Source organism: Rhizobium sp. CC1099 (genome assembly GCF_029714385.1).
Classification (GTDB): Bacteria; Pseudomonadota; Alphaproteobacteria; order Rhizobiales; family Rhizobiaceae; genus Rhizobium.
The window spans coordinates 3,649,352-3,664,147 of record NZ_CP121641.1; the positions used below are offsets into that span (position 1 = coordinate 3,649,352).

Annotated in this window: 16 protein-coding genes; 11 read left to right on the top strand and 5 right to left on the bottom strand. The window is 60.7% G+C overall.

From position 1 onward, the window contains the following. Window positions 1–31 precede the first annotated feature (31 nt). Genes QA644_RS18235 through QA644_RS18245 form a run of 3 tightly spaced genes read left to right on the top strand, consistent with a single transcriptional unit; the run spans window position 32 to window position 1,566 of the window. On the top strand, window positions 32–793 hold the full coding sequence (locus QA644_RS18235; protein WP_283069866.1) for a heme ABC transporter permease: 762 nt from the start codon (window positions 32–34) through the stop codon (window positions 791–793). A gap of 3 nt (window positions 794–796) precedes the next feature. Continuing rightward, window positions 797–964, top strand: a complete 168-nt coding sequence (gene ccmD, locus QA644_RS18240; RefSeq protein WP_283069867.1) for a heme exporter protein CcmD — start codon at window positions 797–799, stop codon at window positions 962–964. Continuing rightward, window positions 961–1,566, top strand: coding sequence for a DsbE family thiol:disulfide interchange protein (locus tag QA644_RS18245; RefSeq protein ID WP_239596555.1), 606 nt, complete (start codon window positions 961–963; stop codon window positions 1,564–1,566). The genes ccmD and QA644_RS18245 overlap by 4 nt, the downstream gene beginning before the upstream one ends. Here the strand turns inward: QA644_RS18245 and QA644_RS18250 are convergent. From QA644_RS18250 to dapF, 5 genes are all read right to left on the bottom strand, one after another. Then, window positions 1,563–2,150: a DUF2585 domain-containing protein gene (locus tag QA644_RS18250; protein ID WP_194728404.1), complete on the bottom strand. Its 588-nt coding sequence runs from the start codon at window positions 2,148–2,150 to the stop codon at window positions 1,563–1,565. The two genes, QA644_RS18245 and QA644_RS18250, sit on opposite strands and share 4 nt — an antisense overlap. After that, window positions 2,147–2,791 (bottom strand): septation protein A, encoded by a 645-nt coding sequence (locus QA644_RS18255; protein ID WP_283069870.1) that lies wholly within the window; start codon window positions 2,789–2,791, stop codon window positions 2,147–2,149. The genes QA644_RS18250 and QA644_RS18255 overlap by 4 nt, the downstream gene beginning before the upstream one ends. A gap of 62 nt (window positions 2,792–2,853) precedes the next feature. Beyond that, the gene (gene ftsY, locus QA644_RS18260) at window positions 2,854–4,419 is read right to left on the bottom strand and encodes a signal recognition particle-docking protein FtsY (protein ID WP_283069872.1); all 1,566 of its coding nucleotides are present in this window, start codon (window positions 4,417–4,419) and stop codon (window positions 2,854–2,856) included. 15 nt (window positions 4,420–4,434) lie between these two features. Then, window positions 4,435–5,709, bottom strand: a complete 1,275-nt coding sequence (mtaB, locus tag QA644_RS18265) for a tRNA (N(6)-L-threonylcarbamoyladenosine(37)-C(2))-methylthiotransferase MtaB (protein WP_074069960.1) — start codon at window positions 5,707–5,709, stop codon at window positions 4,435–4,437. After that, window positions 5,706–6,611 carry a diaminopimelate epimerase gene (gene dapF, locus QA644_RS18270; RefSeq protein WP_283069875.1) on the bottom strand — a complete coding sequence of 302 codons (906 nt, stop codon included), beginning with the start codon at window positions 6,609–6,611 and terminating at the stop codon, window positions 5,706–5,708. Before dapF ends, mtaB begins: the two co-directional genes overlap by 4 nt. 285 nt (window positions 6,612–6,896) lie before the next feature. On the opposite strand from dapF, the gene QA644_RS18275 reads away from it, so the two are divergent. From QA644_RS18275 to QA644_RS18310, 8 genes are all read left to right on the top strand, one after another. Next, the gene (locus QA644_RS18275; RefSeq protein ID WP_283069877.1) at window positions 6,897–8,855 is read left to right on the top strand and encodes an elongation factor G; all 1,959 of its coding nucleotides are present in this window, start codon (window positions 6,897–6,899) and stop codon (window positions 8,853–8,855) included. 516 nt (window positions 8,856–9,371) lie between these two features. After that, window positions 9,372–10,955: a signal recognition particle protein gene (ffh, locus tag QA644_RS18280; RefSeq protein WP_283069879.1), complete on the top strand. Its 1,584-nt coding sequence runs from the start codon at window positions 9,372–9,374 to the stop codon at window positions 10,953–10,955. A gap of 16 nt (window positions 10,956–10,971) precedes the next feature. Next, window positions 10,972–11,292 carry a chorismate mutase gene (locus QA644_RS18285; RefSeq protein ID WP_022717348.1) on the top strand — a complete coding sequence of 107 codons (321 nt, stop codon included), beginning with the start codon at window positions 10,972–10,974 and terminating at the stop codon, window positions 11,290–11,292. 49 nt (window positions 11,293–11,341) lie between these two features. Continuing rightward, complete coding sequence (rpsP, locus tag QA644_RS18290) at window positions 11,342–11,710, top strand: 30S ribosomal protein S16 (protein WP_022717347.1); 369 nt, start codon at window positions 11,342–11,344, stop codon at window positions 11,708–11,710. A gap of 118 nt (window positions 11,711–11,828) precedes the next feature. Continuing rightward, complete coding sequence (rimM, locus tag QA644_RS18295) at window positions 11,829–12,398, top strand: ribosome maturation factor RimM (RefSeq protein ID WP_028739973.1); 570 nt, start codon at window positions 11,829–11,831, stop codon at window positions 12,396–12,398. A gap of 7 nt (window positions 12,399–12,405) precedes the next feature. Beyond that, entirely contained in the window at window positions 12,406–13,086 is a 681-nt protein-coding gene (gene trmD / locus QA644_RS18300) for a tRNA (guanosine(37)-N1)-methyltransferase TrmD (protein WP_074069965.1), read from the top strand. A gap of 224 nt (window positions 13,087–13,310) precedes the next feature. Next, window positions 13,311–13,850 (top strand): 50S ribosomal protein L19, encoded by a 540-nt coding sequence (gene rplS, locus QA644_RS18305; protein WP_074069966.1) that lies wholly within the window; start codon window positions 13,311–13,313, stop codon window positions 13,848–13,850. Between the two features lie 148 nt (window positions 13,851–13,998). Then, on the top strand, window positions 13,999–14,796 hold the full coding sequence (locus QA644_RS18310) for a transporter substrate-binding domain-containing protein (RefSeq protein WP_283069881.1): 798 nt from the start codon (window positions 13,999–14,001) through the stop codon (window positions 14,794–14,796).

Here is a 14,796-nt window from a genome sequence, read left to right on the forward strand (position 1 = left end):
GGAGCACCGCGTTCAAGGTAAAGATCCGTACATGAGCGAAACAAGCCTTGCCATCAGCAAAATCAGCGATCTCGCCAATCCGACGCGGTTTCTGGCGCTGGCGCGGCGCACCATCCCGTGGATGGCGGCGGCAACGGCGCTCTGTCTCATCATCGGATTGTACCTCAGCTTCTCGACGAAAGGCGACTACCAGCAGGGCGAAACCGTCCGCATCATGTATCTCCATGTGCCTTCGGCCTGGCTTTCGATGATGTGCTACACCGTGATGAGCATTTCGGCGATCGGCACGCTCGTCTGGCGCCATCCGCTGGCCGATGTCTCCGCCAAGGCCGCCGCACCGCTCGGCGCCGCCTTCACGCTGCTTGCATTGGTCACCGGTTCTCTCTGGGGCAAGCCCATGTGGGGCACCTGGTGGGTCTGGGACGCGCGGCTGACGTCCGTCTTCATCCTCTTCCTGATGTATCTCGGCCTGATTGCGCTGAACCGCGCCATCGATGATCCGTCAAGGGCCGCGCGTGTCACCGCGGTTCTGATCCTCGTCGGATTCGTCAATATCCCGATCATCAAGTTCTCGGTCGACTGGTGGAATACGCTGCATCAGCCTGCGAGCGTCGTGCGCCTCGCCGGCCCGGCGATCGACCCGGAGTTCCTGCGCCCGCTTTTCGTGATGGCAATCGGCTTCACGCTGCTCTTCTTCACGCTGCACATCATGGCGATGCGCAACGAAATCTGGCGGCGCCGCGTTGCCGCCCAGCGCCGTCTTGCCGCGCGCATGGCAAGCCGTGAGGATTGACCGATGACGCACGCCTTTTATGTTTACAGTTCCTATGGGTTCGCCGCTTTCGTCACCATTGCCGTAACGCTGTGGATCTGGGTGGACGGGCGCGCGCGGCAGAAGGAACTGGCGGCCCTCGAAGCTTCCGGTATCCGCCGCCGTTCGGCGCGTCCGAAGGATAACGAATGAGCACGCCGCAAGCAGATCGGCCAAAACCACGCGGCTTTGCCCGTTATGCGCTGGCATTGATCCCGCTTGTCGTTTTCGGCGGCATTGCCGCGACGGCAGCAAAGATGCTTTACGATCAGGATTTCCACGGCAAGAACATTTCCGAGATCCCTTCAGCGCTGATCGGCACCAAAGCTCCGGAATTAAACCTGGCACCCCTCGAAGGGTCCAATCTGCCGCCGCTGACGGATAGCGCGATCAAGGGCAAGCTGACGCTGGTCAATGTCTTTGCCTCCTGGTGCCTTCCTTGCCGGGAAGAGCATCCAATCCTGACGGAACTGGCAAAGGACAACCGGCTCAACATCGTCGCAATCAACTACAAGGACAAGAACGACAGCGCGCTGCGTTTCCTTGGCGAGCTCGGAAACCCCTATGCCGCAATCGGCGTCGATCCGAATGGCAAGGCGGCGATCGACTGGGGCGTCTATGGCATTCCGGAGAGTTACCTGGTCGCCACCGACGGCACGATCCTCTATAAACGCGTCGGCCCCTTCGACGATGTCAGCCTCAAGGAAGGCCTCTATCCGGCAATGGAAAAGGCGCTCGGGAAACCGGTTTCCTAAACCGCACTCTGCCAGGCCTTGACCGCCTCGACCGGCCAGATCAGCATCAGCACGTTGAGCGTCAGGTTGTCACGGATCATGTAACCCGTGAAAATCTCGAAGAAGATCGCGATGGCGACTGTGAGCGCGATCGGAGCGCGGGCTGCGAAGAAGAAGCCGGCGACCATGAAGACGGTGTCCATGGCCGAGTTCAGGATACTATCGCCGTAATAATCGAGGGAGATCGTCGCCGCACGGTAGCGGTCGATGATGATCGGCGAGTTTTCGAGCAGTTCCCAGCCGGATTCGACGACGAGCGCCAGAAGCAGGCGGACGGCGATCGGTCTGTTACGCATTACGAGATGCGCCAGCCCATAGAACAGGAAGCCGTGAATGATGTGGGACGGCGTGTACCAGTCCGAAAGATGCTGGGAATTGCCGCTCGAGTTGACGACGCCTTCCCACAGCTTGACATAGCCGCAGGCGCAGATCGGCGTGCGGCCCATTAGGTACTCGGCAGCGATCTGGACGATCAAAACCGCCAGGCAGGCCGCGAACCAGAAATTCTGATGTCTCGCTCTTTCCGCTGCACTGAATGCCGTCACTTCTCGGTCTCTCCTGCAGGATTTATCGAATGCTTCAAGATGAGCGGCATCTGCGCCATGGTGAAGATGATGGTGATCGGCATCGTCCCCCAGACCTTGAAGGTCACCCAGAAGTCATCGGAAAAATTGCGCCAGACGACTTCGTTCAAAACGGCAAGGAACAGGAAGAAAACGCCCCAACGGACCGTCAGCTTGCGCCAGCCTTCAGCGTCGAGCTGAAAGGCCGCGTTGAAGACGTAGCCGAGCAGCGACCTGCCAAAGGCAAGCCCGCCCAGCAGCGCGACACCGAACAGCGTATTGACAATCGTCGGCTTCATTTTGATGAAGGTTTCGTTCTGCAGGTAGATCGACAGCGAACCGAAGATCAAAACGACGATGCCCGACACGAAGGGCATGATCGGCAGATGGCCAAGGACGAGCTTGGAAACGACGAGCGAGACGATCGTCGCCGCCATGAAAAGCCCCGTCGCCACGAAGAGCGGCCCGCCGAGTTCGGACAATGCAGGGAATCTTTCGACCAGCCAGGCGCCGCGCAGATTGGCAAAGAAGAAGATCAGCAGCGGCCCGAGTTCCAGCGCCAGCTTCAGCATCGGATGGTGCCGGTCGGCGGCGCTGGGAGTAATATCGCTTTCAGTGGTCATGTATTCGTCAAACCTGTTCGTCGTTCGCGCGCCTTGCGCGCTGTTCCGGCTTATCTGTGGCATCATTGCCCAAGGCCGGCAATGGCTTGAGCGAAATCCTCGGCCTCGAACGGCTCCAGATCGTCTACGCCTTCGCCGACGCCGATGAAATAGACCGGTAGCTTGTGCTTGGCGGAGATCGCAACGAGGATGCCGCCCCTTGCCGTACCATCGAGCTTGGTCATGATCAGGCCGTTGACGCCCGCAACATTGCGGAAAATTTCGACCTGATTGAGAGCGTTCTGGCCGGTGGTCGCATCCAGCGTCTGCAGCACCGTATGCGGGGCGTCGGGATCGAGCTTGCCGAGCACGCGGACGATCTTTTCAAGCTCCGCCATCAGCTCCGCCTTGTTTTGCAAACGGCCGGCGGTATCGATGATCAGCACGTCGCATTTTTTCGCCTTCGCCTGCTCGAAGGCGTCGTAGGCGAGACCTGCGGCATCCGCACCAAGCTTGGTGCCGATGAATTCCGACTTCGTGCGATCGGCCCAGATCTTCAACTGCTCGATCGCCGCGGCGCGGAAAGTATCGCCCGCCGCCACCATGACCTTCAACCCGGCACCCGAAAGCTTCGACGCCAGCTTGCCGATCGTCGTCGTCTTGCCGGTGCCGTTGACGCCGACGACGAGAATGACATGCGGCTTGTGGGTGAGATCGAGCTGCAAAGGCTTTGCGACCGGCTTCAACACTTTGGCAATTTCCGACGCCATGATGCGGCTGACATCCTCGCCGGTCACATCCTTGCCGTAGCGCTCGGAAGCAAGCGTATCGGTGACACGCATGGCGGTCTCGACGCCGAGATCGGCTTGTATCAGCAGGTCTTCGAGATCCTGAAGGGTGTCGTCGTCCAGCTTGCGCTTGGTGAAGAGCGCGGAAATCTGGCCCGTGAGTTGCGACGAAGTACGCGCGAGACCGGCGCGCAGACGCTGGAACCAGCTGAGTTTCGGCGCAGGAGCAATCGGCTCCGGTTCGGTGATTTTCGGAGTGGTTGCAAAGCCCTTGGGAAGGACAGGTTCCGTCTTTGAAGCATGCTCGCCCTCCGTTTCAGGACGAGGAGCATCCCCCTCCACCCTGCCGGGCATCTCCCCTTCAAGGAGGGAGGTTGGCTGAGCAGGAGCTCCCTCAGCCGTCCCGGAAATCTCCGGACGAATATCCGTGACTTCATCATGAGAAGCATCGGAAAGTGGCGCCTCGTCGGCCAACTGATCTTTCCCCTCGTGGGGGAGATGTCCCGAAGGGACTGAGGGGGGTGTCTCCGCCAAGGCCGCGTCTTGGGCTGACGTCTCTAGCTCGGCTTCAGCCTCGGCCTCCAGCAACGAGAGTGGTATCACTCCAAGATCGCCAATCTGGTAGGCGCCCGGAAGGATCGCCGACTCCTCGGCCTCTTCGGAAGGCTCGAGAGCGTCCGCAGCCGGGCCGCCCGCGGCATCCATCTCCTCCGATAAAACGGGATCACTTGCGAGCGGCAAGTGTTCCTCGCGCGAATGTTCGGCTTCGAGAACTTTTGTCTCTGAAGCCTCTGGCGCCTGCTCTTCCGCCGGCTTTTCCTTGCCGAAGGTGAAGACCTTTTTGATGAAACTGAGCGCCATGGGAATTCCGTGAAATCAGGCCGCGTCGGCGGCTGTCAATTGCATGTCAAGATGTTTGCCATTATGGCCGGTGATGGTTGCCTCGACGAACGAACGCGGGCGAAGACCGGGGGCTGCGACAAGCGTGAAGTTCTCGGTATGTGCGAGCCCGTTGTTTTCCACCAGCAGCCATTGCCGCGTTCCGACCATCTGAGCCAGATGGGACTGATGAAGCCGATGTCCAGTAGCACGAAGCCGTACCGCACGATCCTTGACGATCGACCGGTCGAGCTGCGGCATGCGGGCTGCCGGCGTGCCTGGACGAGGGCTGTAAGGGAAGACGTGCAGGTGAGCGATCTTCGCTTCTTGCGCCAGGCTGGCGGCATTTTCGAACATCTCTTCGGTCTCGGTCGGGAAACCGGCGATCATGTCCGCGCCGAAGCACATCTCTGGACGCAGACGGCGAACCTGATCGACGAAGGCCAGCGCATCGTCGCGTGAATGCCGCCGTTTCATGCGCTTCAGGATCATGTCGTCGCCATGTTGCAGCGAAAGATGCAGGTGCGGCATGAAACGCGGCTCATCGGCGACCAGATCGAACAAATGCTTGTCCGCCTCGATGCTGTCGATCGATGACAGCCGCAGTCGGCGGATGTCAGGTATCTGCTTCAGAAGCGTCTTGGCAAGCAGCCCGAGCGTCGGTTCGCCGGGCAGGTCGGCGCCGTAACTGGTGGCATCGACGCCTGTCAACACGATCTCTCGGTAGCCGTTTTCAATGAGGTTGCGCGCCTGATCGACCACGGCGCCCATGGGCACGGAGCGGGAATTGCCGCGGCCATAGGGGATGATGCAGAAGGTACAGCGATGGTCGCAGCCGTTCTGCACCTGGATAAAGGCCCGCACATGCCCGTCGATGTGCTTCACCATCTGCGGCGCCGTCTGGCGCACACTCATGATGTCGTTGACGCGCAGCTTCTCTTCCGCGGCCACTCCGAAATCGGGCAGGGCGCGATATGAAGCGGTGATCAGCTTCTCCTCGTTGCCGAGAACGGCGTCGACCTCGGCCATTTCTGCGAAGGTCTGCTTTTCGGTCTGGGCTGCGCAGCCCGTCACGATGATACGCGCATGCGGATTCTCGCGTCGTGCGCGGCGGATGGCTTGCCGTGCCTGACGCACGGCCTCGCTTGTGACCGCGCAAGTATTCACCAAAATGGCGTTGTTGAGCCCGGCCTTTTCCGCCTCCGCCCGCATCACTTCGGATTCGTAGGTGTTGAGACGGCAGCCGAAGGTAATGACCTCAACGCCGCTCACCGCGCCTCGGCCCCCTGCGCCTGATCGCGCGCCCACGAACCGGTGGAGGGATCTAACGTACCGGACCATTCCCATTCGGCAGGGCCGGTCATGATCACGTGGTCGTCGCGGTCGCGCCATTCGATCGACAATATGCCGGGCGGCTTGGCGCTGGCGACATGAATTGCGACCTTGCGGCCCGTGCGGCCCGTGCGGGCAGCGCAAACCGCTGTTGCGCAGGCAGCCGAACCGCAGGCAAGCGTCAAACCCGCACTGCGCTCCCATGTCCGTGTCGTGATCGATGCCGGCGAGGTAATTTGCGCCAGCGTGATATTGGCGCGCTCGGGAAACATCGGATGGTTCTCAAGCAATGGTCCAAAGCGCGCCAGATCAAAGGACATCACGTCCCTGTCGACCCAGAAGACGGCATGCGGGTTGCCCATCGACACGGTGGAGGGCGAATGCAGGACCGGGCTGTCGATCGGACCGATTTGGAGTTCAATGCGGCTGGTATCGTGAAACTCTTCCGCAAGCGGGATCTTGTCCCAGTCGAAAACAGGCTTGCCCATGTCGACCGAGATCGTACCGTCGTCATGCTCGACGGCATTGAGGATGCCTGCCACCGTCTGGAAAGTGAAAACCTTGTTGCCGGTTTCCGCGGCAAAAGCCTGCACCACGCAACGCGTGCCATTGCCGCAGGCTTGCGCCTTTGATCCATCGGAATTCAGGATATCGATCCAGGCATCGGTGCCTTGAGCCCTCGGGTCGTGGATCGCCATGATCTGGTCGAAGGCCGTATCTGGGTGGGCATTGAGTGCGATTGCCGCAGCAGGCGTCACCTTGTCGGCGCGGCCGCGCATGTCGACGACCAGGATCTTGTTGCCAAGCCCGTTCATCTTCGCGAATTCGACCGTTGCGCTCATAGGATCATCCCGTGTCCATTTCGGCTGTATATGGCGGAAACGCGCGGGAATTACCAGTGGGTGCGGGCAATGACTAGCAGCGACGCTTCGCTGCTCCGCCCTTTTCGCCGATAGTCTCGTGGGGAGCCCGGCAAGGCAGACGCTATGCTGCCCAGGCAAAAATGTCTCATGAGGGGACAGCCGCCGCCTCATGCTTGAGAAAAGTCGCAATGGCCTAGCACTTTTCAACGGTTGAAGGCATTCTTGACAATCGGATGCGTGTTCTTGGCAAAGGGAGGATAGCCGATGCGCTGCTTCACGGTACTTGGACCCTCGCAGACGGGAAAGTCGACGCTCGTCGCAAAACTGGCTTCGCTCGAAGGGACACCGAGAAAGTCCGTCTCTCCATACGGATCGGGCCTGACGGAATTCGAATTCGGAAGCGAGGCCTGGTGTGCGCTGGATACACCCGGCGCGAACGAGGCGCTGGCGCTTGCCCAGGATTCACTTTTGGCAAGCGATGCTTGCATCCTCTGCGTATCGCCGGCGCCGGACGAGGCGGTGCTGGCAGCACCCTATCTTCGCGCCATCGAAGCTTCGGGGACACCCTGCATTCTTTTTGTGAACCGCATGGACGAGCCGCAGGGGCGCCTGCGCGATGTCATCGCCGCCCTGCAGGCCTATTCCAGCCATCCTCTCGTCCTGCGGCAGATACCGATCCGCGACGGAGATGTTGTGGTCGGCAGCTGCGACCTGATTTCGGAGCGCGCCTGGCGCTATCGGGAAGGTCAGCCTTCGGCCCTCGTCGAACTTCCCGACAGTGCTGCTGCGCGCGAGCACGAGGCACGTTCCGAATTGCTGGAACAGCTTTCCGAGTACGATGACTGGCTTCTCGAGGAACTGATAGAAGACCGCGAACTACCAAGCGACGCACTCTTTGCCATCGCCTCGCGGATCCTGAAGGAAAACAAGGTCATTCCCGTGCTCTTCGGCGCAGCATCCCATAGCAATGGCATCAAGCGGCTGATGAAGGCGCTGCGCCACGAAGCGCCGCCTGTTGAAGCCCTGAAGAGCCGGCTGGCTGCCACCGGCAGCCTGGATGAAACGGCATTGGCTGCCGTGAGCTTCCACGCCTACCACCGGCCGAGCGTTGGAAAGACCATTCTCGTCCGTGCGCTTGCCGACGGACTGAAACAGGGCGCTGCGCTGGGGGGCGCTAGTCTCGGGTCGGTTCAGGAGGGAGGAAACGGCCGCCCCCTTGCCGGCAACTCGGCACGCGGCAGGATTTTCGCCGCAGTCAAGTCAGATCACTTGCCCGCAACCGCCTTGCTGACAGCGGCCGACGCGTTGGCACCGCCCGCTTGGGCGGCCCCGCCGACGCCCATGCTCGAACGCATCCTTGTTCCGGGCACCGAGCGCGACGAAACGAAGCTCTCGGCGACGCTTGCAAAGCTGGCCGAGACCGATCGCGGCCTGAAGGTGATGCAGGAGGAGGGAACAGGCGCACAGCTGATCTGCGCGCAAGGACCGATGCACCTGCGCGATCTGCGCAAGACCCTGTCGGAGGTATTCCGCGTCGAAGTCACGGACCGATCGCCGAACCCGATCTATCGGGAAACGATCTCAAAGCCCTCGAACGTCCACTATCGTCACCGCAAGCAGACGGGTGGCGCAGGGCAGTTCGCAGACGTGCAGCTGAGTGTGCGTCCCAATGAACGGGGGCAGGGCTTCACCTTCGGCGAGACGGTCAAAGGCGGCACCGTTCCCCGGAACTACATTCCGGCGGTGGAGGCCGGCGCCCGTGAAGCCATGGAAAAAGGCCCGCTCGGCTTTCAGGTGATCGATGTCGACGTGACGCTCACGGACGGCCAGTACCACTCCGTCGACAGCTCCGACTTCGCCTTCCGGGCAGCGGCACGGATGGGGGTGCGGCAGGCATTATCAGAGGCAGCGGCTGTGCTGATGCAGCCAGTGGTCCGCGTCGAAATCCACATACCATCCATCTTCTCTGGCAGCATGGTGGCGATCGTCTCGGCACTCAAGGGCCAGGTGCTTGGCTTCGATCGCGATGAGAGTGCCAAAGGATGGGATGTCTTTCGGGCACTCGTTCCCGGTGCGGCGCTCGACGAACTTGCCCGGACGTTGCGCTCCGCTACGCAAGGAATCGGATACTTCTCCAAAGCGTTCGATCACTTCGAGGAGATCTACGGCAAAGAGGCCGACGCAATCATCCACGCACACGGTTCGGGATCGCACCCGAATTAAAACTCGGCTGGGCGTCAGCCGGACTTCAAACCGCGCCGTATCCGCCTCCCGTCGGCGTTGTGACCCAAGAGCAGCCTGTGGGCGGTCAAGGAGCCGTCCGGGCCACCCCGTGAAGGTGCTGCCGCAATCGATCCAGAAATCCCAACAGCCGCTCATGGCCGCCAGCTTTTTCACACAATGACGGCGGAATTCATGGAGGCGGCACTTTTGATAGTGTCACTTGGGATTACACAAGCGGCACGCTGAAGGCTTCGCAAGCCGGCAATGCGGTCATTTGTCCGCATTCTCTTGACTTTGTCAGCACTTTCCTGTTTACCGCGGCTCATTCTGTGACGAGCTTCAAGACTCGAGCCGCCGACCGGGACCCGATAAGGTATAAAGAGATCCCGGAGGTCCACACCCGACAGCGCGATGCGCCCTCGGGTGCTTTTTGGCTTTGCGTCTTGTTTTCGTCAAGGAAAAGCACGACGTTTCCGGGCATACCAATCCTGCCCGAAACGTATCAAGGAAGAGCCGATGTTTGAAAACCTCCAGGACCGTCTTGGATCCATTCTGAATGGACTGACAGGCCGTGGCGCGCTTTCGGAAGCCGATGTTTCCGCAGCGCTGCGCGAGGTTCGCCGTGCATTGCTGGAAGCCGACGTTGCACTCGATGTCGTACGCTCCTTCACCGACCGTGTGCGCGAAAAGGCCGTCGGCGCAGAGATATTGAAGGCGATCAAGCCCGGCCAGATGGTCGTAAAGATCGTTCATGACGAGCTGATCGAGATGCTGGGCGGCGAAGGCGCCGGCGTCGATCTTCACGCTGCCGCCCCCGTCGTGATCATGATGGTCGGCCTGCAGGGCTCCGGCAAGACGACGACGACGGCGAAGATCGCCCTCCGCCTGACGACACGCGAGAAGAAGAGGGTGCTGATGGCATCGCTCGACACACGCCGTCCGGCAGCGCAGGAGCAGCTTCGCCAGCTCGGCGCCCAGACCAATATCGACACGCTTCCGGTCATCGCCGGCCAGTCACCGACGGATATCGCCGCGCGCGCCGTGCAGGCAGCCAAGCTCGGCGGCCATGACGTCGTCATCCTCGATACGGCCGGCCGTACGCATATCGATGAGCCCTTGATGGTCGAAATGGCCGACATCAAGAAGAAGTCGAACCCGCATGAAATCCTGCTGGTCGCGGACTCATTGACCGGTCAGGACGCCGTCAATCTGGCCCGCAATTTCGACGAGCGCGTCGGCATCACCGGCCTCGTGCTCACCCGTATGGACGGCGACGGCCGCGGCGGTGCGGCTCTCTCTATGCGCGCCGTCACCGGCAAGCCGATCAAGCTGATCGGCGTCGGCGAAAAGATGAGCGAGCTGGAAGAATTCCATCCTCGCCGCATCGCAGACCGTATTCTTGGCATGGGCGACATCATCTCGCTCGTCGAGCGCGCGGCGGAAAATATCGACGCCGAAAAGGCGGCCGCCATGGCCGCCAAGATGGCCAAGGGAAAATTCGACCTCAACGACCTTGCCGACCAGCTGCGCCAGATGCAGAAGATGGGCGGCATGGGCGGCATCATGAGCATGATGCCCGGCATGGCCGGTATGAAGGACAAGATGGCATCCGCCGGCCTGAATGACAGCCTCTTCGGCCGCCAGCTTGCGATCATCTCTTCGATGACGAAGACTGAGCGCGCCAACCCGGACATCCTCAAGCATTCCCGCAAGAAGCGGATAGCCGCCGGCTCCGGCACCGACGCTGCCGACATCAACAAGTTGCTCAAGATGCACCGCCAGATGGCGGACATGATGAAGATGATGGGCGGCAAGGGCAAAGGCGGCATGATGAAGCAGCTGATGGGAGGTCTTGCCGGCAAGATGGGCCTTGGCGGCATGGGTGGGATGGGCTCCATGCCTGATCTTTCGAATATCGACCCCAAGCAGCTGGAAGCACTTCAAAAGCAGGCCGAAGCGGCGGGTCTTGGGAAGCCGGGTGGGGGCATGCCCGGTTTAGGTGGCGGTTTGCCGGGCGGCTTGCCAGGTCTTGGCGGGACAAAGCTGCCGGGTCTCGGCGGTGGTTTCCCGGGTCTGCCCGGATTGCCGAAGAAGAAGTGAAAGGATCGCCTGCCCCATGATTGATCCAGACGTCAAAGCCCAGCTTTCGAGCTACCGGCAGTCGATCGACAATATCGACGCTGCGCTCGTCCACATCCTGGCCGAACGCTTTCGCTGCACCAAAGAGGTCGGCGTTTTGAAGGCCAAGTACAAGTTGCCGCCGGCCGATCCGGCGCGCGAGGAATACCAGATCGCCCGACTTCGGCAGCTTGCCGAAGATGCGCATCTGGATCCGGATTTCGCCGAGAAGTTCTTGAACTTCGTCATCACGGAAGTCATCCGGCATCACGAGCAGATCGCTGCGGATCACGCTGAACAAGGCGCCGCAGCAAAATGAACCAATACCGCCTCACGAAGCGGTCAAGAAAGCCTAAGGAGTAAATGACATGGCACTGAAAATTCGTCTCGCCCGCGGTGGTTCCAAGAAGCGCCCGTATTATCACGTTGTTGTTGCCGACGCCCGTTCGCCGCGCGATGGCCGCTTCCTCGAAAAGCTCGGTTCCTGGAATCCGATGCTGGCCAAGGACGACGCAAAGCGCGTTGAACTGAACGCCGAGCGCGTCAAGCACTGGCTCGACAACGGCGCGCAGCCGACCGACCGCGTTCTGCGCTTCCTCGACGAAGCCGGCGTTGCAAAGCGCGAGGCCAAGAACAACCCGGAAAAGGCAAAGCCGGGCAAGAAGGCCCAGGAACGCACTGCCGAGAGGGCTCAGAAAGCTGCCGACGCAGCTGAAGCCGCCGCTTCCGCAGAATAATCCCGGGATCATATCCCGATCGGACGGGCGGCATGGCGACATGCCGCCCGTTTTCATTTTCATTCCGGCAGACTTCGTTTATGAGAAGCCAGATTTCCGGCTTCACATGAAGGGCCCCATGACAAAGCTTGAAAACCCCGTACTGATGGCAACGATCGGCGGTGCGCAGGGCATCCGCGGCGAAGTGCGCGCCAAGGCTTATACGGCCGATCCGACCGCACTCGGCGACTATGGTCATTTGCACAGCATGGACGGGCGGACATTCGAGATCCTCGAAATCCGCGAGATGAAGAATGTCGTCGTCGTTCGCTTCCGTGGCATCAATGACCGCAATGCGGCCGAGGCGCTCAACGGCCTGGAGCTCTACATCGAACGCGGCAACCTGCCGGACGACGAACTGGAGGAAGACGAATTCTTCTATGCCGATCTGGAGGGACTGGAGGCAGTGGACGACAAGGGCGTCAGCTACGGCACCATTACCGGCGTTTTCGACTTCGGCGCGGGCGACCTGCTGGAGCTTAAGGGGCCGGGCAAGCGCCCCGTGCTCATCCCCTTCTCCGAAGCGTCGGTTCTCGAAATTGATCTCGAAGACGGCACAATCCTGATCGATCCGCTGGCGGCGGGACTTGTCGATGATCCGCAAGAAATCTCCAAGCTCGCCTCCGGCAAGCCGAAGAAAAAGAAGTGAGATTGCCATGGGTTTCCGGGCGACCGTCCTGACACTCTACCCGGAAATGTTTCCGGGGCATCTGAGCTATTCGCTCGCCGGCAAGGCGATGGAGCGAGGGCAATGGTCGCTGGATAGCGTGCAGATCCGGGATTTTGCGACCGATAAACACCGCACCGTCGACGACACGCCGGCAGGCGGTGGCGCCGGCATGGTGCTGAAGCCTGACGTGTTGGCGCGTGCGATCGACAGCACTTGCGAAAATGATGCTCGTCCGCGGCTTTTGATGAGCCCGCGCGGCAAGCCGCTGACGCAGGAACGGGTGCGCGAGCTTGCGGCGGGCCAGGGCGTGATCATCGTCTGCGGCCGTTTCGAAGGTGTCGATCAGCGGGTGATCGATGCGCGGGAGCTTGAAGAAATTTCGATCGGCGATTACGTGCTTTCGGGCGGCGAGCCCGCCGCCTTGGTCGTTCTCGACACGATCGTGCGCATCCTGCCAGGCGTCATGGGCAATGATCTTTCCGGCCTGCATGAGAGTTTCGAAGGCGGGTTGCTGGAGCATCCGCACTACACCCGGCCGCAGGAATGGGAAGGCCGCGAAATTCCAGCGATCCTGACCTCCGGCAATCACGGCGCCATCGAAAAATGGCGACATGAGCAGGCGGTTGCCTTGACAAAGGAAAGGCGACCGGACCTTCTGAAGGACTGAAAGCCGGAAAATCCGTGCCTCCGCCTTACAAAAATGTCGTCCAAGGGATGACAAGGCCCCGGCTTTCGTGTAGTAGCGCACGCGGAAATGGGGCTAGCCCCGTCTGCCAGCAAACAAAGAATGGCGAATCCGCTCCCGCCCGCGAAGGGCAAAATCCCGAGGCAATCCCAAAGGATCACGTGTCGAGCGCTCTGGCTGTTTCAGAAGAACCAAAGGTTAAGACGATGAACATCATTCAGCAGCTCGAGGCCGAACAGGCCGCCAAGATCGAAGCCAAGCGCACGCTTCCGGAATTCTCCCCGGGCGACACGCTCCGCGTCAACGTCAAGGTTACGGAAGGCAACCGTACCCGCGTTCAGGCCTATGAAGGCGTCTGCATCGCCCGCTCCGGCGGCGGCCTGCAGGAAAACTTTACGGTCCGCAAGATTTCCTACGGCGAAGGCGTCGAGCGCGTATTCCCGATCTATTCTCCGATGATCGAAAGTGTCGAAGTCGTTCGCCGCGGTAAGGTCCGCCGTGCGAAGCTCTACTACCTGCGCGACCGTCGCGGCAAGTCCGCCCGTATCGTTGAGAACACCGGCACCCGCGCCCGCAAGCTCAACGACGCCGAGCGCGCTGCTGTTGCCGAGGAAAAGGCACGGATCGAAGCCGAAAAGGTTGCAGCAGCTCAGGCTCTCGCAGCCGAAAAGGCAGCAGCCGAAGCCGCAGAAGCAAAGGCAGCAGCTGAAGCTGCAGCAGCCGCTGCAGAGCCCACAGCAGAATAAGCTCTGGGAACGCAAAATTCTTTACACGAAAAGGCGGTCTTTGGGCCGCCTTTTCTGTTTTGGGCCTGCCGCATCGGGGCCGATGCTCTTGCCATCGGCTTCGCAACTATGACAATTTCCCCAAGCCACATTTCATTGGAGATTTCTGATGCCGTTCCGCCGCACCATTCTTGCAGGCCTCGCCGCTCTCGTTCTTTCGCCATTGGCGGCCCTTGGTGCCGATCTGCCGGATCTTGGCGGCAAGACGGTGGTCGTCGTTACCGAGAATGCTTATCCGCCGCTGCAGTTCGTCGACCCCAAGTCCGGCAAGCAGATCGGCTGGGAATATGACGCGATGAACGAGATCGCCAAGCGGCTGAACTTCAAGGTCGAATATCAGAACACGAGCTGGGACGCGATGATCCAGGCCGTCTCCGACGATCAGTACAACATCGGCATGACCGGCATCACCATTAAGGACGACCGCAAGCAGAAAGTGGATTTCTCCGATCCTTATATGCGCTCGCAGCAATTCATGCTGGCCCGGGGCGATGAGAGCCGCTTCACGGACGCGAAGACCTTCGGTGAGTTCAAGGACGGCCTGGTAGGCGCGCAGCCGGGCACCTCGCCTTTCTACACGGCCGTCTATGAAATCCTTGACGGCAACGAGCAGAATCCGCGTATCAAGCTCTTCGAAACCTTCGGCGCGACGGTCCAGGCGCTCAAAGCCGGAGATGTCGATGTGGTGCTGACGGACAGCGTTGCCGCGAAGGGGTATGTCGATGCCTCGAACGGCACGCTCAAGGTGATCGGCGGCCCGCTCGGCACCGAGGATTTCGGCTTCATCTTCCCGAAGGGCTCCGATCTCGTTGCCCCCGTCAACGCCGCGATCGCCGCATTGAAAGCCGACGGCACGCTCGACGCACTGAACAAGAAGTGGTTCCTCGACTACAAGATGGGCGAATGA